The 21,653-nt window shown below is 54.3% G+C and carries 21 protein-coding genes; 12 read left to right on the top strand and 9 right to left on the bottom strand.

Translation table 11 applies throughout. The features are described from left to right. The first annotated feature begins 180 nt into the window (after positions 1-180). The 3 genes from phoU to WCO56_10495 all read left to right on the top strand — a co-directional run bounded on the left by phoU (position 181) and on the right by WCO56_10495 (position 2,766). Positions 181-867: a phosphate signaling complex protein PhoU gene (gene phoU, locus WCO56_10505; GenBank protein ID MEI7729993.1), complete on the top strand. Its 687-nt coding sequence runs from the start codon at positions 181-183 to the stop codon at positions 865-867. A 121-nt stretch (positions 868-988) separates the two neighbouring features. Next, positions 989-1,672: a response regulator transcription factor gene (locus WCO56_10500; protein MEI7729992.1), complete on the top strand. Its 684-nt coding sequence runs from the start codon at positions 989-991 to the stop codon at positions 1,670-1,672. Between the two features lie 23 nt (positions 1,673-1,695). After that, entirely contained in the window at positions 1,696-2,766 is a 1,071-nt protein-coding gene (locus WCO56_10495) for an ATP-binding protein (protein ID MEI7729991.1), read from the top strand. A gap of 43 nt (positions 2,767-2,809) precedes the next feature. On the opposite strand, the gene WCO56_10490 is transcribed toward WCO56_10495, so the two are convergent. The 4 genes from WCO56_10490 to WCO56_10475 all read right to left on the bottom strand — a co-directional run bounded on the left by WCO56_10490 (position 2,810) and on the right by WCO56_10475 (position 5,905). Then, entirely contained in the window at positions 2,810-3,835 is a 1,026-nt protein-coding gene (locus tag WCO56_10490) for a fatty acid desaturase (GenBank protein MEI7729990.1), read from the bottom strand. A gap of 107 nt (positions 3,836-3,942) precedes the next feature. Further along, on the bottom strand, positions 3,943-5,046 hold the full coding sequence (ychF, locus tag WCO56_10485; protein MEI7729989.1) for a redox-regulated ATPase YchF: 1,104 nt from the start codon (positions 5,044-5,046) through the stop codon (positions 3,943-3,945). Between the two features lie 53 nt (positions 5,047-5,099). Next, complete coding sequence (locus WCO56_10480; protein MEI7729988.1) at positions 5,100-5,453, bottom strand: translation initiation factor; 354 nt, start codon at positions 5,451-5,453, stop codon at positions 5,100-5,102. Next, positions 5,450-5,905 (bottom strand): YhcH/YjgK/YiaL family protein, encoded by a 456-nt coding sequence (locus tag WCO56_10475; GenBank protein MEI7729987.1) that lies wholly within the window; start codon positions 5,903-5,905, stop codon positions 5,450-5,452. The genes WCO56_10480 and WCO56_10475 overlap by 4 nt, the downstream gene beginning before the upstream one ends. A gap of 732 nt (positions 5,906-6,637) precedes the next feature. Between WCO56_10475 and WCO56_10470 the strand changes: the two genes are divergently transcribed. The 8 genes from WCO56_10470 (at position 6,638) to WCO56_10435 (ending at position 15,557) form a co-directional block, all read left to right on the top strand. Continuing rightward, positions 6,638-7,309 (top strand): PEP-CTERM sorting domain-containing protein, encoded by a 672-nt coding sequence (locus tag WCO56_10470; GenBank protein ID MEI7729986.1) that lies wholly within the window; start codon positions 6,638-6,640, stop codon positions 7,307-7,309. Positions 7,310-7,586: 277 nt separating this feature from the next. Further along, positions 7,587-8,789, top strand: coding sequence for an outer membrane beta-barrel protein (locus WCO56_10465; GenBank protein MEI7729985.1), 1,203 nt, complete (start codon positions 7,587-7,589; stop codon positions 8,787-8,789). A 7-nt stretch (positions 8,790-8,796) separates the two neighbouring features. Next, positions 8,797-9,426, top strand: coding sequence for a polysaccharide biosynthesis/export family protein (locus tag WCO56_10460; protein MEI7729984.1), 630 nt, complete (start codon positions 8,797-8,799; stop codon positions 9,424-9,426). Positions 9,427-9,434: 8 nt separating this feature from the next. Then, complete coding sequence (locus tag WCO56_10455; GenBank protein MEI7729983.1) at positions 9,435-11,657, top strand: polysaccharide biosynthesis tyrosine autokinase; 2,223 nt, start codon at positions 9,435-9,437, stop codon at positions 11,655-11,657. Between the two features lie 95 nt (positions 11,658-11,752). Beyond that, on the top strand, positions 11,753-12,097 hold the full coding sequence (locus WCO56_10450; protein MEI7729982.1) for a hypothetical protein: 345 nt from the start codon (positions 11,753-11,755) through the stop codon (positions 12,095-12,097). A 237-nt stretch (positions 12,098-12,334) separates the two neighbouring features. Continuing rightward, positions 12,335-13,699: a hypothetical protein gene (locus WCO56_10445; GenBank protein ID MEI7729981.1), complete on the top strand. Its 1,365-nt coding sequence runs from the start codon at positions 12,335-12,337 to the stop codon at positions 13,697-13,699. 30 nt (positions 13,700-13,729) lie between these two features. After that, complete coding sequence (locus tag WCO56_10440; protein MEI7729980.1) at positions 13,730-14,635, top strand: metal ABC transporter substrate-binding protein; 906 nt, start codon at positions 13,730-13,732, stop codon at positions 14,633-14,635. Between the two features lie 55 nt (positions 14,636-14,690). Beyond that, positions 14,691-15,557 carry an iron chelate uptake ABC transporter family permease subunit gene (locus WCO56_10435; protein MEI7729979.1) on the top strand — a complete coding sequence of 289 codons (867 nt, stop codon included), beginning with the start codon at positions 14,691-14,693 and terminating at the stop codon, positions 15,555-15,557. Here the strand turns inward: WCO56_10435 and WCO56_10430 are convergent. The 4 genes from WCO56_10430 to WCO56_10415 all read right to left on the bottom strand — a co-directional run bounded on the left by WCO56_10430 (position 15,545) and on the right by WCO56_10415 (position 19,390). Then, positions 15,545-16,330 (bottom strand): ThuA domain-containing protein, encoded by a 786-nt coding sequence (locus WCO56_10430; GenBank protein MEI7729978.1) that lies wholly within the window; start codon positions 16,328-16,330, stop codon positions 15,545-15,547. The genes WCO56_10435 and WCO56_10430 overlap by 13 nt on opposite strands. 69 nt (positions 16,331-16,399) lie before the next feature. Then, entirely contained in the window at positions 16,400-17,293 is an 894-nt protein-coding gene (locus WCO56_10425) for an aldo/keto reductase (protein ID MEI7729977.1), read from the bottom strand. A gap of 201 nt (positions 17,294-17,494) precedes the next feature. Further along, on the bottom strand, positions 17,495-17,920 hold the full coding sequence (locus tag WCO56_10420; protein MEI7729976.1) for a YraN family protein: 426 nt from the start codon (positions 17,918-17,920) through the stop codon (positions 17,495-17,497). Between the two features lie 303 nt (positions 17,921-18,223). Next, positions 18,224-19,390, bottom strand: a complete 1,167-nt coding sequence (locus WCO56_10415) for a PRC-barrel domain-containing protein (protein MEI7729975.1) — start codon at positions 19,388-19,390, stop codon at positions 18,224-18,226. A gap of 665 nt (positions 19,391-20,055) precedes the next feature. On the opposite strand from WCO56_10415, the gene WCO56_10410 reads away from it, so the two are divergent. Next, positions 20,056-20,634, top strand: a complete 579-nt coding sequence (locus tag WCO56_10410) for a hypothetical protein (GenBank protein MEI7729974.1) — start codon at positions 20,056-20,058, stop codon at positions 20,632-20,634. 73 nt (positions 20,635-20,707) lie between these two features. On the opposite strand, the gene WCO56_10405 is transcribed toward WCO56_10410, so the two are convergent. Beyond that, positions 20,708-21,653: Gfo/Idh/MocA family oxidoreductase (locus tag WCO56_10405; GenBank protein MEI7729973.1), on the bottom strand; the 946-nt coding region annotated here is incomplete at its 5' end.

Below are 21,653 nucleotides of genomic sequence, written 5' to 3'. Positions count from 1 at the left end.
GTTTGCGATGATACTAGCGATTGGTAATTATGGATAGAGATATTAACTGGCTGCGGATTGCCCGGTGCTTGCTGAGATTGAGCTTGGCGACCGTGGCCGTGATTCAGCCAAAGGCGTCACAATGATCGCAATCCCTTTTGCAAACGAGCAATTCGGTGGTAAGTATTGAGTGGTAAACGCATGAAGAAGCAGATCGAACCAGCACAACGACATTTTGATCAGGAACTGATGGGGTTGAAAGAAAAGCTCCTGACCATGGGTATATATGCCGAGCGCGCGGTCACCCAGGCGGTGAAAGCTCTGGTGGATCGTGATGAGGCCATGGCCAACCAAGTGGAGCAGGAGGATTCATTGCTGGATGAACTCGAGAAGGAAGTGGATGAACTGGCCATTAAACTGCTGACGGAGGCGCCGCTGGCCACCGATTTACGCCTGATCACTGTGGCGATGAAAATTTCGCGTAATCTCGAACGGGTAGGCGACGAGGCCACCACCATCGCCCGCCGCGTTCGGGAATTAAACAAAACGCCTCAGTTCCATTCTCTGGTTGAGTTGGTGCGCATGTCCGATCTGGCCATGGATTTGCTCAAGCCCGCGCTTGACTCTTTTCTTAATAAACAACCGGAATTGGCGCGCGCTTTGATTCCGCGTGACAAGGCGGTGGACGCCATCCACAAGCAGGTGCAACGCGATATGATCGTGTATTTGACTGACCATCCAAAGGCCATTGCGCCCGGTTTGAATTTGATCGTGATTTCCAAATGCCTGGAGCGCATTGCGGACCACGCCACGAATATTGCCGAGGACGTGGTGTTCCTGTGCGAAGCGTGCGACATCCGACATACGGGCAAGGCGGTTACCGAGTAATGTTTTCTGCTGGATTTTGTCACGCAATTGTAACATTTTAGACAAGTGAATGTCGCGAACGAGGCGCAAAGTGACCACGGTTTGGGAGAAAGTCCTGATCCTGAAATTGCAGTGCTAATATATGAAACCTAAAATTCTGGTGGTGGACGACGAGCCAGATGCCATCGAACTCATTGAGTTTAACCTGCGTTCCGCCGGGTTTGACGTAGTTACTGCGGCAGATGGCGCGGAGGCGCTCCGCAAGGCGCGGGTGCTGATTCCCAACTTGATTTTGCTCGACTTGATGTTACCCGAGGTGGATGGCATGGAAGTCTGCAAAACCTTGCGCCGGGATCCGCTCACGGCTCGTGTTCCCATCATCATGCTCACTGCCAAAGCGGCGGAAATTGACCGGGTGTTGGGGCTGGAGCTTGGCGCGGACGATTATATTACCAAGCCTTTTAGTCCGCGCGAACTGGTGTTGCGCGTCAAAAAATTGCTGCGCTGGACCGAAACCACCGATGAGCCGCTGGAAAAGTTTAAGTACGGCGACCTGTGCATTGACATCTCGCGGCACGAAGTATTGGTGCGGGGCAAGCCGGTGGACCTGACCATCACCGAGTTCAAGCTGCTGATTACTCTGGCGCAGCGGCGCGGGCGAGTGCAATCCCGGGATCAATTATTGCGGGACGTTTGGGAGTATGATTCCATGATTGACACCCGCACGGTGGATACTCACATGCGGCGGCTCCGGAGTAAAATTGGCGCGGCGGACAAATACCTCGAAACCATTCGCGGGGTCGGCTATCGTTTTGTTGAAAGATAGTCTGATCCGATTTTCATTTACTTATGTTCGATCTGTCTGCCAGTTCCAACCCGATGCCTGATTGCGACAATCGTTGGTTGCAAACTCTCTTTGACAGCATGACCGAAGGCGTGCTGTTGCTGGACGGCGGTGGTCGGGTGCGGCTGCTGAACACGGCCTTGGCCGGTTTGCTTGGCGTCACAGACAATCCTTGCTGCCGCACCGTTTCCGAAGCGTTTCATTGGGAACAACTCGACCTTTTGGTGCAACAGGTACTGGCGGGACGGAGTATTAGTGGCGCCGAATTGAAATCAGTGAGCAAACCGGATCGCATTTTGCAGGTGAACGCCTCCCCGTTTGGCGGGACGCCCGGTCAGCCGGAGGGTGTGCTGCTGGTATTCCATGACGTTTCGCGGATGAAACAGCTTGAAAACACCAGGCAGGAATTCGTGGCCAATGTGAGTCATGAATTACGCACGCCCCTGTCGCTCATCAAGGGCTTTGTCGAAACCCTGCTTGATGGCGCGGTCAACGATCCCCAGCTCGCCCGCCGCTTTCTCCATACCATTGACAAACATGCCGACCGCCTCACCTTTCTGATTGAAGATTTACTGACGATTTCCCGATTGGAATCCGGCCAGATCGCTCTCAACCTTCAGGCGGTGGATTTGCGCTTGGTTGCCACCCGTGTGGTGGATGACCTTGATGCCCGATCACGGGAAAAACAAACCGTGATTACCAACCGAATACCAGAGCTTTTAGCCGCCATGGCGGATGCTGATCGCCTGCAACAGGTGCTTTTCAACCTGGTGGAAAATGCCATCAAGTATGGTCGTTCCGGCGGCAGCGTCGTTGTGGGGGCCCGCCTATGTAACGGTAGCAGGGTGGAAATCTGGGTGCAGGATGACGGTCCGGGAATTCCCCCGGAAGCCAAAGCGCGAGTGTTTGAGCGTTTCTATCGGGTGGATCGCGCCCGTTCTCGCGACGCGGGCGGCACCGGGCTGGGGCTCGCCATCGTCAAACACATCGTTCAAGCTCATGGCGGCGAAGTGTGGTTGGAGAGTGAATTGGGTAAAGGCGCCGTGTTCCATTTCACCCTGCCTAAGGCGTCCTGATCCCTACTTCCGGTAAGCGCTGGTGATCTCCACGAACTGCTGGTTACTTTTGCAACGTGCGCAGGTAATTGTAGCCTACGAGGCGACGGTTTTTTTCGTCCCAAAGACGGTATCTGAGTGATTTTAAGCTGGCGAATAGCGTGACGGGCTTGACCGTCTGAAACAGCGGCTCCGCATGATGGCATTTTTCCAGATGGTAATTCGGAATCAGTGGACTCAAATGATGGATGTGGTGAAAACCAATATTGCCGGAGAACCATTGCAGAACCCTGGGCAGCTTGTAGAAGGAGCTGCCTTTTAACGCCGCCGTAGCATAATCCCATTGCTCACTGCGTTCCCAATAGACGCCTTCAAATTGATGCTGCACATAAAACAGCCACACTCCGGCTGAGCAGGCTACCAGCACTACGGCGGTCATGAGCAGCAGGCACGTCCCCAAACCGAAGATCGAACTGAGTCCAAGGATCATTCCCAAAATTCCCAGATTTGTCCAATGCACCGAATTCCGCTCCCGCTTCGCCGCCTTGGCGGCGGGATACCGGTGTCGGACGAGAAACAAAAGCAACGGGGAAATCCCGAATAGGACGACGGGATGGCGGGCCACTCGATATCCAAACCGTTTCCAGCGTGAGGCCGCCTGGTATTCAGTCACCGTCATGGTCCACACATCCCCGGAACCGCGCGCATCCAGGTTGCCCGCCGTCGCGTGATGCAGGGCATGTTCATGACGCCAGTGGTAATACGGGGTGAAGGTCAGCACGCCGCAGATAAATCCCAAAATGTCGTTGGCCTTGCGTGATTTAAAAAATGCGCCATGTCCACAGTCATGGAAAATGATAAATATCCGGATATGAAATCCGCCTGTCAGGATCACCAGCGGCACTAAAAGCCAGTACGATACCGATAGGATGAGATACATCAAATACCAGAGGAGTGCGAACGGCACGAGGGTGTTGACCACCTGCCAAATACTGCGCGCGAGCGTTGGCTGTTGATATTTGGCCACGATCGCTTTCCACGCCTGTGTTTCAACCGGGCACTTCACCAATTCGGAATCCACGTTCATCATGCTGTTGTATGTAAAATCATCAACGATGGAAGACCAGAAATTGGAAGCTTGCCATCAAACCATAATATAAACCGGATTGGGCGATACGCAACTTTTTCTAATCGCCTTTATACGTTAAACTTAAACAGCATCACATCCCCGTCTTCCACCACGTAGCCCTTGCCTTCCATGCGGTAGAGGCCTTGTTCCCGCGCGGCGGCCACCGAACCACAGGTCACCAAATCCGTGTAGGCCACCGTCTCGGCCTTGATGAAGCCGCGTTCAAAATCAGTATGGATAACTCCGGCCGCCTGTGGTGCCGTATCTCCGGTGCGGATGGTCCACGCGCGTGTTTCTTTTTCCCCGGCGGTAAAATAGGTCCGCAAACCCAGCAAATGATAGGTGGCGCGGATGAGTTCTCCCACCCCGGACTCCTTCACGCCAAGCTCTGCCAGGAAGGTTTTGGCTTCTTCCAGCGAGAGGTCGATCAACTCGCTCTCGATGTGCGCACTGATGACCACCGCTTCGCAGGCCAGGTGGGTGCGGGCATATTCGCGCACCTTTACCACATAGGGATTGCGGTCGGCTGTGGCCAATTCGTTTTCTTTGACATTACAGGCAAAAATCGTCGGCTTGTCGGTGAGCAGGAATAGCGGTCGGGAAAGAACCTTATCTTCCGGGGTGAGGTCTGCCAGAATCGCCGGTTTGCCCGAGTCGAGCACTGGTTCGAGCTTTTGCAGCACACCTTGTTCGGCGAGGGCGGCTTTGTCACCGCGCTTGGCGTCCTTCGCCACGCGTTCCAACCGCTTCTGCACCGATTCCAGATCGGCCAAAACCAGCTCCGTGTTGATGATTCCAATATCCCTCACCGGGTCCACCGTGCCAGCCACGTGATGGATGTTGGCATCCTCAAAGCAGCGCACCACCTGTACCAAGGCGTCCACCTCGCGAATATGGCTGAGAAATTTGTTGCCCAGACCTTCGCCTTGGGCCGCCCCCTTCACCAATCCGGCGATGTCCACAAATTCGACGGCGGCGGGAATAATAACGTTTGTCCCCGCAATCTTGGCCAGCACGGCCAGCCGGTCATCCGGGACGGTAACAACCCCCACATTGGGATCAATGGTACAAAAGGGATAATTCGCAGCCTCCGCCTTACGGGTGCGGGTGACTGCGTTAAACAGGGTGGATTTGCCGACATTGGGCATTCCGACGATACCAGCTTTCAACATGCGGGCGGGATTTAACCAGATGCCGCCCGTTTGCCCAGCAAAAAAGCAAACTATTATCCGCCGGCAAAGACCGGACGGAAACCGGCTTCGGTCAGGATGCGGGCAACCTCCGGCCGCTTATCTCCCTGGATTTCGATCCGGCCATCCTTGACCGTACCGCCAACCCCACAAGCTTTTTGCATCTTTTTGGCGAGCATCTCCTTCTCAGGCAGACCAATGCCCATAAAGTTGGCAACCACCGTTACCGTTTTGCCGCCGCGCCCCGCCTTTTGGCGCAGAATATCCACCCGACCGCGATTCTTGACCGGCGCTTTGGTGTTTCCCGTTGGCCCGGGCGGCAAACCGACGCTGCTCAACGAGGCAAAGGGATTCGGTCCCAAGCTGGCATGGTCAGCAGAGGTATTCACACGCGCACCTTTAGAACCACTTTGAGTACTTCGCCAATGCCGCCCCACTCGAGGCCTGGCGCGTGGCCATCTTCTGGAAAGAACACGGCAAATTGCCCGGCGGCCATATTCAGGGGGATATGGGAGGTCGGCGGTGCGCAGAACAGGATGTCCTTTTCCGCATTGTAGGCCTCGGTTACCGTGGGCAACGACGCCAACGGCACCCAGAGAATCCGCTCCCGCCCGGCCACGATGAATTGTACGTCGGCATAGCGGCGGTGTGCTTCAAATTTGAACTGATCAGCGGAGCGCGTTGGATAGGCGGACACCATGGCGAAGAGTTCCTCCCCTTCGAGATCGTAGCGACCCAACGGGGTATCTGGGCTGACCGTTTCCAAGTAGTGGAAGGCTTTTTCAAAGCGGGTTCCAAGCGCTGTGTACCGGTGCCATTGACTGAGATTGTCCAAAATCATGCGGTCGTTATAGGTTTCGGCGTCGTACAAGTCAAGGAACTGGAGAGCATGAAGTCAGGATAGTGGGAAAACAACCGAGGGTTTGTTAAAAAACTCAGTTAGCAGATACGGTGTGCCGGTCCGGCGGTTGGTGCATGGAAGTAATCGCTACCACTTCCCCATCAGGTAACGCGAAGTAGTCAGAAACTACCACCTTTGTCATAATTCATTCGGGTAGTCGTTATTCCCAACGTGCCGCGTCTGCAAGCTTATGTTGCCCTGCCGTCCAAGCATTTGTTAAAATCCTCCTGATGCAGTGTTCGTGCGTGTTTTGGTATAGACGCCGTCCGTTTTGTGGAAAAGACGTATTTCCGAAGATTACTTACTACTGGCGATTGCCTAAAATCTTTCTTTTCACTGCGAATGTCGCGTCTGATGACGGCAGCCGTGTGTTTTGCGTGGCGACCAGCCTTGATATGAGTTTCATCCATGCAGAATGTAAGAATGACGCGAATATGGTAAAAAATGTAACGCTTACATCAAAAAATGCAGCGTTTGATGAAATATCTTGTCATTCAGTACCTTTTCGTGTGAGGCTATGCTCGCAGGTTATGATGGAAGTGAACAAGCAGAGAACATGGACAACGCATGTGCCGAATTCAGACAAAATTTCGGAGGATTTTCATTTTCATGGTCTTGCAGTGGCACTGCAAAAAACTCGGTAACGTTTACTAATTTTAGCATTTAAAATTTATGAAGAGCATACATTTCTACTTTTCCGATGTCGTAATGACTGTCGGAATCATGGCGGTTGGGGTGCTTTCGGCATCCGCTCAGACCACTCTGTATTCAAACACGGCCAACGATTTGGCGACTCGCTTTAACACGGAGACTTCTGAAGTGGGTAATCAGGTTATCTTGGCTGGCGGGCTGCCAGCTAAAATAACCAGTTTCTCATTTGAATATTGGGGAGTGAATTTTAGCGGCGGCGAACAAGCTCAGGTTCGTTTCTATGCCAATGACGGTGTCAACTGGGATTCCACATTTAAGATGCCCGGATCGCTGTTATTTGATAGCACCCCCTTTGCTGTTAGCGCCACATCCAAGAGTTTGCTGATTTTCGACACTGATTTTGGTTCCGGGTTGTTGGTGCCGAACAGTTTTACTTGGACGGTTCAGTTTTCAGGATTGGGCGGCGGGGCTACTGCCGGTGTGGACTTGTTCTCGCCTCCCACCGTAGGCAACACATTGACGAGTTATTGGATTAACAATGGTAGTTCGTGGGGTTTGCGTACCAGCACGAATTCCATGAACATAAATTTTGGCGCGGAGTTTGCTGGGACATCGGTGCCGGAACCGGGCGTCTATGCCTTGAGTGGTTTGGGGCTAGCGCTGATGTTCTGGTTCCGTTCCAAACGGCGGTAACCCGGCTTGGTTGTATTGCCCTGTTCGTGGTTATCGACCAAGGAAGGTGCAATCTTGCAATCCGCTTTAAGGCAGCGTTGTAACGGTGAGCTGTTTTTGCAGCTAGTGGTGAGGATGACCGGTGGGATGGTGCATTGTAACTCTGCTTGCTGGAATTTAGCTCAATATTTTCGGAGCAAGGAGTCGGGATAAATACCGATTTACAGGAGACAGATTAGCTGCTATATACGTGCTTGATGCAATTGATGAATCATAATTTTAGCATTTCATTACGGTAATGGCAGCTACCACGCGAAGTCTTTTTTATTCGTTGGCTGCTTTTGCCGTGTTTGTGGCTCACGCACAATATACTTTGCCGCAGTATGTTCCCTTGGAGCTGCTTGATCCCCAAAAAACCGGTAACTTCATTGCGCTTGGACCGTTTGAATTGCGCCCCGCTTTTTCGACGGGCATCACGTTTGATGATAATGCGCACGGGAGTGCGGGTGTCAAACAGCCGGATTTTATCTGGAATTTTTCCCCGTCGTTTGATCTCTCGTATGGTGGCCCCATTGCGGCAGGGAGAAAAATGTTGCAGATTGCTTATGCGCCTAATGGCGAAGTTTTTATGCATGATTCGAGATACAATACGTTTAACTTCGGCCAATTTAGCGGATCACTGTTCTGGCCTTTCTCCAAATTGAATTTACAATTGCAGCAAAGTTACAATAACTCAACTCTGACAGCCATGCAGACCGGCACACGGGTGAACCAAGACAGCATCGCCACCACCCTCAATGCGACGTACTCAGCCACTGAACGCACCTCGCTTTCATCCAATTTGCGCTACAGCAAATCCGGATTCGGCTCAAATTCGGGACTTATTGGATCCCAAGATATGGGCAACGACAATTGGGTGAACTACCGGCTCACCGAAAAATCCAGTGCGGGGATAGGTTTTTCAATTGGTGAGCAGCTGCCGAACAGCCAGCCCGGCCAGATTTATAAGCGGCTCCTGTTCAATTATGGCTATACAATTTCGGAAAAACTGACGGCTGGTTTTAGCGTGGGCAGTGAATGGCGCCAGTACCAGACCAATTATCCCTCCTCCTTGGGCTTCATGTTCAGTTTAAATGGGAGTTGGCGGATGACGGAGAGATCATCCCTCAGCCTGTCAGCTTCCCGGGGAGATAGCTCCTCGGCGCTGGCTGGCAACCAGAATTCGACAGGAACAGATTTCAGCTTGGGGCTTACGCAAGGGCTTACAGAAAAATTATCCGCGAGTTTGACCGCTGGCTATGGCATCAATGACTACCGCACTTTGTCGAGTGGCAGTTCCGTTCGCAGTGATAATAATTTCTTGCTTAACGCCTCGTTGAATTACATGATAGACGCGCACTTGTCATGCGGGTTGGTTTATGGGTTCCGGAAAAACAATTCAAGTGCCCAGTTTGGATTTGATAATAACAGGATCGGGTTCACCGTCTCTTGGCGATTGTAAAATGATTATGACATACCGATGTTTCAGTCTGTCAGTCTTCGCCGCCTTGGCTAGTGCCTTGGTGGCGATGGCGCAAACCAATTCCCTTCCACCCGCCAGCGAGCGGGTCAAGGAAACCGTCCAATTAATTCGTCCCGGACATACCATCCAGATGCGGGTTTATCCCGAGGACGACCTGGCCACCAGAACGGTGGTGGATTCAAAGGGCATGGTCAATCTGCCGCAACTGGGATCAGTGCAGGTGGGCGGGTTGACTGTCGAGGATGCCGCCAAGCTCATCCAAGAACTGTATGCCAAAGGTTACTTGGTAAATCCCCAGGTGGACTTGCAGCTAGTGCTCGGTGAAGCTGCCGCCGCTGCTGTAAAACTCAGTCATTTTTCGGTTTTAGGCCAGGTCGCAAAGCCCGGCACCATTGATTTGCCACCCGAGGAAAGTGTCAATCTCCTTCAGGCCATCGCCATGGCTGGCGGCTATACCCGCTTGGGTTCACCTGCCAAAATCACGCTCGTCCGCATGGAAAATGGGCAGCCTAAAATTTACAAGCTCAACGCAGATAAAATGCTTAACGACCGTAAAAACAAGCCGTTTGAGATCCTTCCCAACGATATTATCACCGTCGGCGAAAAACTCTTTTAAAATCACTTATGCTGCCTGTCGAAATGCCCCCGCCCGCCCCTGCCGCTGCTGAATCCGCGCACCAGGACCACTCCAGTGATCTGCGTGGTATTATCTATACCGTCTTGGATAAAGCTTGGATATTGGTATTGTGTGTTACCATTGCTGCTCTCTATGCGTCGTATCACGTCAAACATGCGCCCCGCATTTACGAGGCCACCGCCACCATTCAAGTCCAGACCGAGGAAAATAAACTCGTCAAGGTGGAACGCGTGATGCAGGAAGATTTACGCAATTATGAAGTGCTTAACACCATCGTGCAGAAATTCTACAGTCGTTCCCTCATGGAACTCGTTGTGGATGATCTAAAACTGACCCAGCATCCGGCATTTGTCACGCCGGGCTCAAAGGAACCGGCCAAACGCGAAAATGTCGTGGGTGCCATCTCGGGAATGGTGCGGGCCACTCTCCGCCGTGGGACCCGCCTGATTGACATTTCCGTCTTAGGCATCTACCCGGAATTGAACGCGAGCATCGCCAATTCACTCGTCGAACAGTACATGGCCCAGGATTTCCAGTTTAGTTCTTCCACCACCAAAGGCGCCTACACTTATCTGCGCGATGAGTCGGAACGGCTTAAGAAGAAATTGGAAGCCTCCGAGCAGACCTTGCAGAAATACCGGGAGGAAGCGGGTACGGTTTCCTTCCAGCAGGGGCAGGATGTCGTGGGCCTGCAGTTGAAAGATACGAGCGCGAAATACCTCTATGCTCGTGCCGACGCCGCCAACCGGGAAACCACTTACAAGCAATTCAAGAATATCGGACGCAGTGTCTCGGAATTGCTGCTGGTTCCCCAAATCATCGCTATGCCATCGGTCATGGAATCTCGCGCCCAAGCCGCCCGGCAGGAGCAGGAATTTAAGGTCTTATGTTTCCGCTATCGGGAAAAGCACTCCAAATACGTGGTCGCTGCCTTCCAGTTGGAGGAGGCGCGCAAGGCTTTCACCAACGCCGTGCTGGATGCCGCCGAAATGTTAAATAACAATCTGCGCATGGATTTTGAAAACGCCAAGAAACAAGAGCTTATCTTCGAGAAGGAACTGCGTGAGGCCGAGGCGGCGGCCCTCGCGTTTAGCCGACAGGCGATTCATTTCAGCCTCCTCTCCCGCGATGTGGACTCCGACCGCGCCCTCTTTGAAACGGTAATTAACCGGCTCAAGGAGACCTCCCTGACCACCGATCTGAAGCCGGAGAAAATCCGTTCGATCCAGGCGGCACTTCGTCCACAGGTGCCCGTCTCCCCGAACGTTCAACGCATCTACATGACGGCGATCCTCGCCGGTTTTATGGCCGGGCTGATGTTTATCTTGGGCTTAAACGCCATGGATTCCTCCTTTAAGTCCGTCGAACAGGCCGAGTCTGCCCTCAACCTGCGTGTGCTGACGGTTATTCCCAAGCTCAAGGAACTCAGAGGAATCACCAATCGAGTCGTCGCTGCGGAAGGTTCTGTCTCCACGGGTGCCGAATCCTTCCGCACGCTGCGCACCTCCTTGTCCATGCTCGGGCACCCGGAAGATCGCCGGAGCTTTCTCTTCACCAGCGCATTTCCTCAGGAAGGTAAAACGTTTACCTCCATGAATTTTAGCGTCAGTCTCGCCCAACAGGGGTTGCGCACCATCCTCATTGACGCCGATCTGCGCCGTCCCAGCGTCGAAGAGTTCATCACTGGCAAGCATGGTCAGTGTCCCGGCGTGACTGACTATCTGCACGGTACGAAAAAACTTTCGGAACTGGTTCAAAAATCTAATACCATAGAAAACCTGTTTTGGGTGCCTGCTGGCAAAGTGGCGCCCAACCCCTCCGAACTGCTGGCGCAAGGCGGCTTCTTCAAAGTGCTGGATGAAGCACTGCAAAACTATGATTGTGTCGTTGTCGATTCTGCTCCCATCCAGGCGGTCAGTGACACATTGCTCATTGTCAAACGAATCCAGACAACGGTGCTCGTGTTGCGCGGCCAAAAATCACCCCGCAAACCCGTCCAGCGTTCGGTGCAATTGCTTGCCAACGCTGGCGCCCGCTTGGGTGGGGTTGTGCTCAATTTCGTGACGTTGCGCGGCCGTGGCTACTATTACAACGGCTATTATGAAGGCTACTATGCCAGCTATGGCTACGGCTACGGCAAGGATAGAAAATCATCTGGCAGCAAATCAGGCGTCGAAAAAACTGACGACTCGAAAAAAGCGGGGAAATAATCCCCTATACTTGCGCAGGCTCGGGTTCGACACGACCACAATTTGGCAAAACGCACGGGATATGCCATATTGTAACGTTGCGATGTAAAAGGAACATGGCGGGATTGCGCTTGGTTGGCCGTGCAATGGTCGTTGCGCTGCTAACGGTGATGCTTTTGCTGTCGTCTTTTGCTGTGGTGTGTCCGTCGCTGCATGGGGCAATGCATGCGGATAGCGGTCAGGGGGATCCGGCTCAAAGACCATTTTCCAAACACCAATGCGCCATCACCATGCTGGCCAAGGGCGCAGTAGAACTCTCCAGTTCCGGAGTATTTTGGATCGGCAACACCGCTGATGCTGTTTTTGAATTACCGGTTACTCCCCGTATTCATTGGTCCCATATTCCGTACCGGTTGCTGCCGGAACGGGGGCCACCCGGCAGGTTCACCTCCCTCGTTTAGTCATTCCGCCGGCCAAGCGCTTGTCGGCCTTCGTATGCACCATATTATAACCCGGTGATGTACCGGAATGTCGCATCACCAATCATTGAACCTATGAAATTTAAATTATTGATTATTGGATTTGGAGTCGCCTGTTTCAGTGCCGGATTGGCACCAGGGCAGACATCGGATTCGAACCAGCAAATTCAGCAGCTACAGAAACAGTTAAAAGCGACTCAGGAAAATTTTGAGCGGGTCATGCATGAACAACGACGCGCCATGGAGTCATTACAGCAACAAATCGAGGTTTTGAAGGCACAGGCAGCCTCGCCTACAGCGTCTCGCCCAGCCTCCCCGCCGCCCGTCGTTTCCGAGCCACCATTGCTGTGGGAGAAGAAAGGGGCCTTGACGGATGGCATCCGGGTGCAAAGTGGGCGGGCCTATATGGACATCGGGTTGGTGGGCGATCTGGTGATGGGCATCTCGACCGCCAAGGATATTGAAGGTCACTTGCAGCAGGATGGTCATGACCCATCTCAACGTGGCTTCACCCTGCAAGGGTTGGAAGCCAACTTTACCGGTGCGGTGGACCCGTACTTTCGCGGCAATGCCAACGTGGCTTTTCAGATCAATTCCGCCGGAGATTCCGCGTTGGAATTGGAGGAAGCCTGGCTGGAAACCACCTCCCTACCGGGTAATTTACAATTGCGCTTGGGCCAATATCTCACCGATTTTGGCCGGGCGAACACCACCCACCCGCATACGTGGTCCTTTGTGGATTCGCCGCTGGTGTCTGCGCGTCTGCTTGGGCCGGACGGCGTGCGCAACCTGGGCGCGCGTCTCTCCTGGTTGGTGCCCACGCCATTTTACTCCGAACTCTTCCTTGGGATGCAAAACAGCCACGGCAGCACCGCTTACAGTTTTCGATACGATCATGGCAACCAAGTGTATCTTGGGCGTCCCAACCTTTCGCGTAATGTGAACACCCTCGGTGACATGCTCTTCTCGCCGCGCTACACCGCCTCGTTTGATATTGCGGATCGCCAGACACTCGTGCTTGGCATCTCCGGTGCCTTTGGCCCGAATGCTTCCGGCCAGGACGGTTATACACGAATTTATGGCGCGGACCTGTATTGGAAATGGAAGTCCTCCCATCAGGATGCCGGGTTCCCGTTTGTTTCCTTCCAGACGGAAACCATTTGGCGGCAATACCACGCCTCGGTTTATTCCAACGCCGCCGATGACCTGAACCATAGCGGCGCCATTGATGGCACGGAACGAAATGTGTTTGGCGATAGTACCGTGCGAACCTTGCCGGGTGAAACCCTCCTGGATTACGGATTGTATTCCCAGATTAGCTGGGGATTCACCAAAGGCTGGGTGGTCGCGCTGCGCGGCGATTGGGTCAACTCCAGCATGAGTCGTTATGAATCCATGTATGGACGGGATCCCGAGCGCGCCGCCCGCTGGCGCATTTCCCCCAACCTCACTTGGTTTCCGACCGAATTCTCCAAAATCCGGCTGCAATATAACTATGATGAGCGCGCTTTGCTGGATAACGCCCACTCCATCTGGCTCCAATTTGAGTTCTTGTTGGGTGCTCACGGTGCGCATAAATTTTAACCAAAGCTTTAACCTCATCCAATGTTTGCTATGAAATCAACTCTTCTACTTGCCTTAATCACTGCCTTGGGATGCCTGCCTACCCAAGCGAAACTTAATGTCGTTGCCACCACGCCGGATATCGGGGCCATCGCCCGGGAAGTCGGCGGCAACCTGGTGGAACTTTCCGTGCTGGCGCGGCCCACCGAAGACCCGCACTTTGTGGATGCCAAACCTAGCTTTGTGCTCAAACTGAATCACGCCCAAGTGCTGCTGGAAGGCGGCGCGGAATTGGAATCCGGCTGGCTGCCCGCGTTGCTGGACCAATCGCGCAACCCGCGCGTCGCTGCTGGCGGCCCCGGTCGCGTGGCCTGCAATCGCGGGATTGCCATGAAGGAAGTGCCGACCACTCTGGACCGATCCCAAGGCGACATTCATGCCGGTGGCAACCCCCATTACCTCGTGGACCCGGTCAATGCCGCTATCGTGGCGAATAACATCGTTGACGCCTTCTGCCAGGCTGATCCCGGCAATAGCGCGATCTATCGCGATAACCATAAGAAATTCATCACCCAGCTTGAGACGAAATTGGGCGCGTGGAAGAAAACCCTGAGTCCGTTTGAAGGTCGGCACGTTGTTGCATACCATAATTCATGGATATACTTTGCCGATCGGTTCGGATTGAAAATCGAATTACATCTGGAACCGAAACCCGGCATCCCTCCCACGCCCACCCACTTGGCGGCAGTGATTGAGCGCATGAAAAAGGACAAGGCCAATGTCATCATCGTGGATCCCTATCTCAACCGGCGCACGGCCGAAAAAGTAGCCAGTGAAACCGGCGCGAGCATCGTGGACGTTTCCCAATTTCCGGGCGGCGTGAAAGGCACCGACGGGGGATATATCGTCCTGATGGATTACCTGATCAACTCCCTGGCCAAGGCGTTGGCCAAGTGAGTCGCCTTCACCAAATTACCCAGCAAACATCTAAGACCAACTTGTCGAAAATAATATGAACGAAACCCTCGAAATCCTTTCCCTGATGCGATGGCCCTTGCTGGCCTGCCTGCTGCTGCCGTGGCTGCTGGTGTATCTGGGCCTGCATATCGTGGAACGCCAGGTCATTTTTGTGGACCTTGCGCTGGCGCAGATCGCCTCATTGGGCAGTTGCCTGGGATTACTCTGCGGATATGATCCTCATGACTGGCAAAATTACGCGCTGTCGCTCGGGTTTACCTTTGTAGGGGCGGTGATGCTGACCTTTACGCGTAAACTGGACCACCGCGTTCCCCAAGAGGCGTTGATTGGCATTCTCTATGTCGTCGCCGCTGCTGCCGGGGTATTGGTGTTAAACCGCACCACGGGCGGACAGGAAGAACTGCAACGGTCCCTGGTGGGTGAACTGCTCACCGTCACGCGCCGGGAAATATTACAGACCATTGCGTTGTTTGCCCTGGTCGGAGTCGTTCACTTCGTGTTTCGCCGCAAATTCCAAGCCATTTCGCTGGATCCAGTGAAAGCCGCTGCTGATGGCGTTTCGGTCATCGCTTGGGATTTCCTGTTTTACATCCTCTTCGGTTTGGTGGTCACCAGCTTTGTGCATATTGGCGGGGTATTGCTGGTGTTTTCCTATCTCATTATCCCAGCAGTATGCGCCGTGTTCCTGGCGAAGTCGTTCAAGATGCGTTTCCTGGTGGGGTGGCTGGTGGCCACGCTGGCCAGTGGCGCCAGCCTGGTGGTTACCGCCCGCAAAGACCTTCCGTTGGGGGCTGCCATTGTGTGCGGCCTGGGTATCTCCCTCGTACTGGTGATGATCTACAGCGCCCTGCGACGCCGGTTTGCCGGTGCCCCGGCTCTTGATTCAACTCAGGGCCGGTAAATCACCGCATTTAACACCATCCGTCCGTAGCAGGCATCCTTGAAATCTCGGGCGCTGTGGCCGGCCATCAAGTACACAATGTAACCCTTGCCGGCGGATTTGGTCCACCCGGCCCGGTCCTGCATATAGACTTTACCCGTCTTGGCATCGGTGTACTTGAATCCCAGTAACACCGTATGCGGTTCGGTCCAAACATGATTCAGGTACACTTCCGTCTCGTGCAGGGTGAACCCGGTCACTGACTGTTCCGGGCCGGTGACATCCTGCCGGGTGTACGTCACCGTTTGGGGAAAAGTGATTTTGTTTGTGGTAATAAAATGACTGGGGGCGAGGTTTGCAATCTCCAACGTGACCCCTTCGATCCATTTATAACCACCGACGGCGAACTCTTTTTGCGGCAGTTCCACGCCCAGAAATGGCAGCCAATCCGTCGTCTTGCGCTTGCCGGAACTGATGGTGTGGTGCAGGGCCACCAACTTGCCGCCATTGCGGGTGTAATCCATGATGGCCTTGGCGGGCGCGTCCTTCAGGTTCCCATGCACATACACCACCACCGCCTGGTAACCGTCCAATTGGGCGGGCATATTCGTCTGCGCGACGATCTGGCATTCGAGCTTCTCCTGCGCCTTTAGTTGGCCGGCCAGTAATTCCATGGCCGGAAACTCATCCGCCACAATCAATACTTCGGCGGCAGTGACCAGCGAATGGCTCATGGCCAGCAGTAAGGTCAGCGCCAATATTCCAAACCAACGTTTTTGGATGCGGTTATTCATGGGATGAGTGTTTGCATGATGGCCTCGATGCTCAAGTGTAAAATGCAGAAGACGCTTCAACTCTCCACTTCACGTCAACGCGGCATTCATGCGCTGAATGGCTTCATCAATCTCCGCCTTGCTCTTGAAACCAATCACCACCGAGTGAATTTCCGGGCGGGACATGGCGAAGCGGATGGATTTTTCCCGATCTTCGGCGTTGGTGAATTGGCCATTGCCAATAATCTTCATGCCGATGATGCCACGGCCCTTGGCGTGCATGGCCTTGAGTTCGGCCATCACCGGATCAATATTATCGCCCGATTTGTTAACCGCCTGTTCCGGGCCGTCAATCCACACCGCCTGCGGGTTGACGCGCACCAAATGTACTTCCGTCCAGGACGATTCATTGGCCGCCCGCAGCGCTGGCAGGCTGTGACAGGACACGCCCTTGGACCGAATCCACTTTTTCTCCTTGGCCTCGTTGAAGCCGTCCATGATGCGTTTATACCCGTCCGTCCAGCCATCCTTGATCATGCAGTGAATGAGCAGGCTGTCCACATAGTCGGTATTGAAGGTTTTGCGGTGGTTGTCAATCGCCGCCAGGATATCCTTGGGTTGCCCGCCAATTTTGGACTGAATCAATACCTTCTCGCGCGGCAAATCCTTGATGGCGTCGCCAATCCAGCCGAAGGTTTTGTAACTTTGGGCAGCGTCGAAATACGTGATACCCTGGTCATAGGCGTAGCGGATTAGCTTGATAAACTCCTCCTTGCCCAGATTAAACTGAATATTGCCGCTATTGCTGCCGGTGCCAAATCCCAGCCGGCTGATCATCAGTCCGGTTTTCCCCAAGGGTACCTGGTCGGTTGCCGTGCGTTTGCCGACGGCCAGTGTTTGGAGCGCGGGAGCAAAGCAGGCCAACCCCGTATAGGCTGCGGCAGTCCCGATGAAGTGACGGCGACTAAGCGTTATCTTTTTCATAAGCATTTACAGGCGTTACACTGGCTCGAAGATGCCATAAGTGGGGTCATGACGCAAGGCGGGATTCGTAAAACGACCATGGCAACGCGCCCGGCGCAAAAAGCGCCCCCTTGAAAAACACTGCATGATCTGCCCCGCACGCTATCGGGAGACACCGGGCTGGATGCACGGTCAGCCATTGGCCGGGCTGGTAGTCGGCCGCTACTTCCGCCGCCAAGTGGGCGCATGGAAGGCGGCCGGTAAATGGCGCACCTCTCGCACAGCGCCATCCTTCATCAACACCTCCACGATATCGAACCGGTATTTCACGCGCGGATCTTTCAATTTGCGCATATAATCACGGGCTGTCTGTGTGACGAGGCGCCGCTTGTCCAGGTTCACCGCCGCTGCCGGGCGAGTCCAGTCTTCGGAGGAACGGGTCTTTACCTCAACGAAGATAAGGCAGTCAGCCTCCCGAAATATCAGGTCAATTTCACCCTTGCCGGATCGAAAATTTGCGAGGAGAAACTTGAGCCCTTGCCCTTGCAGATATTTCTTGGCAGCCTGCTCGCCGCGTTTACCCGTGCGTAGATGTTCGGGTTCCGCTTTGCCGGCAAAGAACGCCTTGACCTTTTCATAAAGTTTCACCAAGCCCAGATTGGGCCATAATCACCTTTCCAGGCAATCTCATTCAGCACCACATTTTCCGGGCTTCAGGTCAGGTCTGGGCTAGGTTTTAGCTCTGGTCGCCGTGGCTGGAGAGCGGCGCAGGATTTCACTGGTCGCGTTACGGTAAGCTTCTGTCTGTTTTTTTCGCTGCTGGAATCGCAAAGCAGACGGGTTTTGGCAAGCCGATTGGCTATCACCAAAACCCGTCATCCGTTCATTCGATTTGAATATTCCTATGCCTGATCTTAGGCCACCTTTGATCAGGTGGGAATTTCAATCGGCCTAGTTCGCGTTGTAGGTGAGGGGAACCGGTCGCACTTCCAGCAGGTTACTCACGTTTTCCGGTTTCCCAGCCTGTTCCGCGATATCGCCAATAGCACGTTTGCCGGCTTCGCTGTTGACATGGCCACGCAAGGTGGTTCGCCCGTTAAGGGTGCCGACTTCCACGTTCTGGGCGTTCTTTGACAGGCTGGCATCCGCCTGCATGGCGGAGTAAATGCGGTGGGTTTTGTCCACATCGCGAAAGCTGGTGCCTTGCGCCAGCGGGATATAGGAACTCACAATGCCTTCGTCCACATTTTGCTTGGTATTGGTGCCAAGGTTGGCCGCCACTTTACGGTTTACATACGCTTCCTGTTTAAAATCGCCAGAACCTGGGTTCTCGGTCCACTGAAAACGAGGCCGGTCGCGGAAAGCCTGGGTGGAGATGTCAAGACACAGCGCGTCGTGCGTGGCATTGAAACGTAACGCGCGGGTTTGGATGATGCTCTTGGTCGGGAAAACTCCGGAAGCCTGGACGACGGTGTGGATGACATATCCTTGTCGAAGATCGAACATGAAGGCGTTTACCGTGCCCAGCCGCTTGTCCGACGCGTTATTGACAGGGAGGCCAATGAGCTCGCTGGAACGTTGGAAATAGCCCAGGGGTTCGGTGGCGGTATTGCCCGTCTGGCTGTTCTTGCCGTCCGCCGCAAAGTAAGGTTCCTGGCCGAAATAGCGATAAGCCGCTGCCACGCGCGGGCTCTGGCAGTGCTCCTCCCACTTGGACAGCGAGAAGGCAGTCGCGGCCTGGAATTTCGCCTTGGACACGTTGAGGCTGACCGTTTCACCGGCCACGTCAAATTCAAATGCGCCAGGCGGCACCGCGACGATTCGTTGCCCCCAGCCAAGAAAGCCGCCCGAGGCCACGATCACCTCAACAATGCGTCCATTTTCCAGGTCCAGGGCGAGGTCTTTGATTTTTCCCAGCGGTTGGTTCTGAGAATCCTTGACCTCCAGGCCAATGAGCTCTACCGATTGTTGGATTGCTCGAAAATCATCATGGGTGGCGGGTTCCGCAGCCGGCGCGGCCATGGGCAACGTGCCGAGGGCAAAAATCCATGCAAGTGTTTTAAGCGTTTTGCCCGTGGCGGCTAAGCTCACGAACGAGTAATTTGATTTTATTTTCATTTTCATTTTTCTTTTGATTACGGTGTTTTGGTTTCAATCACAATGAACACAGTAAGCCGCGCCCGGGCTTTTTGCTATGGGGTGTTACCCCCATAGAGCAGTCACCCCATCTTCCCTGGAAAGCCTGTGCAGGTCATCCACAATCAGCGTAGTGCCCCTGGGTATATCGTCTCCTGGCGGATCAGCCAGGCCCGGCTGCCTTGCCATCCAGCCCTGGCTGGACACTAGAAAAAGGTCGTTCAAAACGAGTAAAAGGTCATTTGGAACGAGTTAAAACACGTTCGGAACGAGTTAAAACTCGTAAAAAGTGAGAAAAGGTGGTTTTGGGCCAATTAATTCCCGTTCCGAACAGGTAAAAGGTCGTTCGGAACGGGTTAAATTTCATAATTAACGAGTTAAAGCTCGTTCAGAACGTCAAAAAGCTCGTTCAGAACGTGTAAAAGGTCGTAAAAAGCGAGTAAAAGGTCGTTCGGAACGAGTAAAAGGGAGATTGAAGGTCACTTGCTGGACACCTCCAAGTGGGTAACAGAACCTTGGGAATTATCCCCCGACGATCTCAACACCGAGCGCCCTCACCGGCGCTCTTTTTATGTGGATTGGGGGGAAGCCCGTTTTTCCAGATTGGCGCTTGACGGGGAGCCTTGGGAAATTACTGAATAGGACCTATGAAAGAAACCGAACCAGCAGTACCCGCGAACGCTTCCCGCGTCTCCCGCCTAGCCCGCGCCAGCCTTATACTGGGGGGTGGCAGTATCCTGTTACTTGGGGTTTCATTTATCCTGGCTCGGCTTGGCCCGCACGGGTCATGGTCGCCAGTGCTGCTGGATATGTTGTCCTTTGTGGTCGGTCTGGCGGCGGTCGTGTTGGCGGCGGTTGCAAACTACCGGATTCGCCGGCTCCCCGAACTACTGCAAGGCCGGTCCCATGCGCAGATTGGCTACTGGACAGGGATGGCAGGAGCGTGTTTGGTAGTTCTCCTATATTGTCCCGATCTGTTCCTGAATGAACACCACACGGATCACAGAAAAGGCCAATGCATCAGTAATCTGCACCAGCTCGATGGGGCCAAGGAACAGTGGGCGCTTGCAAACCACAAGACCGCCAAGGATACGCCGGCCATGACCGATCTGGCCGGCACCGACAAATACGTTCCATGGCCGCTCAGTTGTCCTCTGGGCGGGACCTACACGCTGAATACTTTGAGCAACAAGCCCACCTGCACCGTCAGCGATCACACGTTGTAGTGAGCGCGGCTGACTGCAAACCCTTCGGGTTTGATTTTTGATCTCGGCTTTATCTGTCCCCCGGTTTGGCGCCTCAATACTTCCAAGGCGCGCGCATGGGACGGCTCAACAGGCTTGCGGCCTCGGCGTCGCCCAAGATTTGCTCGGTCTTCGGGTCGAACTTGAATTTCCGCTTGAGCTGCATGGCGATGTTGGCCAAGTGGCACAGGGCGGAGACGCGGTGTCCGGTTTCCACCGGTTCCGCGCCGTCTTTGCGCGATTTCACGCAGTCGAGGAAGTTGCGGTAATGGTTTTCGCTGATGTAGAGCCGCTTTTCGTCCGGGCCAATCACGGAATCCTTGAGGATGGCCGGACTGGTTTCGAGTTTCCGGGTGCCGAGTTCCAGCCAGCCATCGGTGCCCTCGAAGCGGGCGCCAAAGCTGCGTTTATCCGTGTGGCAGAACAGTTCCACGCCGCTGGCGTACCGGGCGCGGAAGGAAACCTTGGTGGGGGTCGTGAACAGGTCGCCGGGTTCGGGATATTCGCTGCCGGCATCCTCGAACTCGACGGGCAGGGGACCGTCCCCAAGTGCCCATTGCACCACGCCGTTGGAGTGATGGCCGAAGTTGGTGGTCTGGCCGCCGCTGTAATCCTTGATGAAACGGAAGCGGTAGAAACAGCGGTCCTTGTGGAAGGGGGCCGTGGGGGCGGGCCCCAGCCAGAAATTGTAATCGAATCCTTCCGGCACAGGCATTTCCTTCCAGCCGGGGCCGGGACCGGTGAAGTTATTGGGGGCGACGAAGGATTCAATGCGCTGAAGTTTGCCCAGGCGGCCGTTGAGGATGAGTTCGCAGGCCTGGCGCATGAGAGGCGTGGATCGCCACTGGCTGCCGGTTTGCAGGATGCGCTTATGTTGGCGGACGGCGGCGATCATTTCCTGGCCGTCCCGGACGGTGAGCCCGAGCGGCTTCTGGCAGTAGATGTCTTTGCCGGCCCGGGCCGCCATGATGGTTTGCACCGCGTGCCAATGGTCGGGAGTG

Source organism: Verrucomicrobiota bacterium, assembly GCA_037139415.1.
In the GTDB taxonomy this organism is placed as follows: Bacteria; Verrucomicrobiota; Verrucomicrobiia; order Limisphaerales; family Fontisphaeraceae; genus JBAXGN01.
The sequence above is the reverse complement of the archived record's forward strand: the minus strand, read 5'-3'. Positions and strand labels throughout refer to the sequence as shown.

What these genes read in the sequence shown, in the direction of transcription:
- WCO56_10465 (MEI7729985.1), top strand. Translation starts at nt 7,587, where the DNA reads ATGGCAGCTACCACGCGAAGTCTTTTTTATTCGTTGGCTGCTTTTGCC.
- WCO56_10490 (MEI7729990.1), bottom strand. Translation starts at nt 3,835, where the DNA reads ATGATGAACGTGGATTCCGAATTGGTGAAGTGCCCGGTTGAAACACAG.
- WCO56_10445 (MEI7729981.1), top strand. Translation starts at nt 12,335, where the DNA reads ATGCATGAACAACGACGCGCCATGGAGTCATTACAGCAACAAATCGAG.
- WCO56_10430 (MEI7729978.1), bottom strand. Translation starts at nt 16,330, where the DNA reads ATGAATAACCGCATCCAAAAACGTTGGTTTGGAATATTGGCGCTGACC.
- WCO56_10475 (MEI7729987.1), bottom strand. Translation starts at nt 5,905, where the DNA reads ATGATTTTGGACAATCTCAGTCAATGGCACCGGTACACAGCGCTTGGA.
- WCO56_10500 (MEI7729992.1), top strand. Translation starts at nt 989, where the DNA reads ATGAAACCTAAAATTCTGGTGGTGGACGACGAGCCAGATGCCATCGAA.
- WCO56_10455 (MEI7729983.1), top strand. Translation starts at nt 9,435, where the DNA reads ATGCTGCCTGTCGAAATGCCCCCGCCCGCCCCTGCCGCTGCTGAATCC.
- WCO56_10435 (MEI7729979.1), top strand. Translation starts at nt 14,691, where the DNA reads ATGAACGAAACCCTCGAAATCCTTTCCCTGATGCGATGGCCCTTGCTG.
- WCO56_10495 (MEI7729991.1), top strand. Translation starts at nt 1,696, where the DNA reads ATGTTCGATCTGTCTGCCAGTTCCAACCCGATGCCTGATTGCGACAAT.
- WCO56_10415 (MEI7729975.1), bottom strand. Translation starts at nt 19,390, where the DNA reads ATGAAAATAAAATCAAATTACTCGTTCGTGAGCTTAGCCGCCACGGGC.
- WCO56_10410 (MEI7729974.1), top strand. Translation starts at nt 20,056, where the DNA reads ATGAAAGAAACCGAACCAGCAGTACCCGCGAACGCTTCCCGCGTCTCC.
- WCO56_10470 (MEI7729986.1), top strand. Translation starts at nt 6,638, where the DNA reads ATGAAGAGCATACATTTCTACTTTTCCGATGTCGTAATGACTGTCGGA.
- ychF (MEI7729989.1), bottom strand. Translation starts at nt 5,046, where the DNA reads ATGTTGAAAGCTGGTATCGTCGGAATGCCCAATGTCGGCAAATCCACC.
- WCO56_10450 (MEI7729982.1), top strand. Translation starts at nt 11,753, where the DNA reads ATGGCGGGATTGCGCTTGGTTGGCCGTGCAATGGTCGTTGCGCTGCTA.
- WCO56_10425 (MEI7729977.1), bottom strand. Translation starts at nt 17,293, where the DNA reads ATGAAAAAGATAACGCTTAGTCGCCGTCACTTCATCGGGACTGCCGCA.
- WCO56_10440 (MEI7729980.1), top strand. Translation starts at nt 13,730, where the DNA reads ATGAAATCAACTCTTCTACTTGCCTTAATCACTGCCTTGGGATGCCTG.
- WCO56_10460 (MEI7729984.1), top strand. Translation starts at nt 8,797, where the DNA reads ATGACATACCGATGTTTCAGTCTGTCAGTCTTCGCCGCCTTGGCTAGT.
- phoU (MEI7729993.1), top strand. Translation starts at nt 181, where the DNA reads ATGAAGAAGCAGATCGAACCAGCACAACGACATTTTGATCAGGAACTG.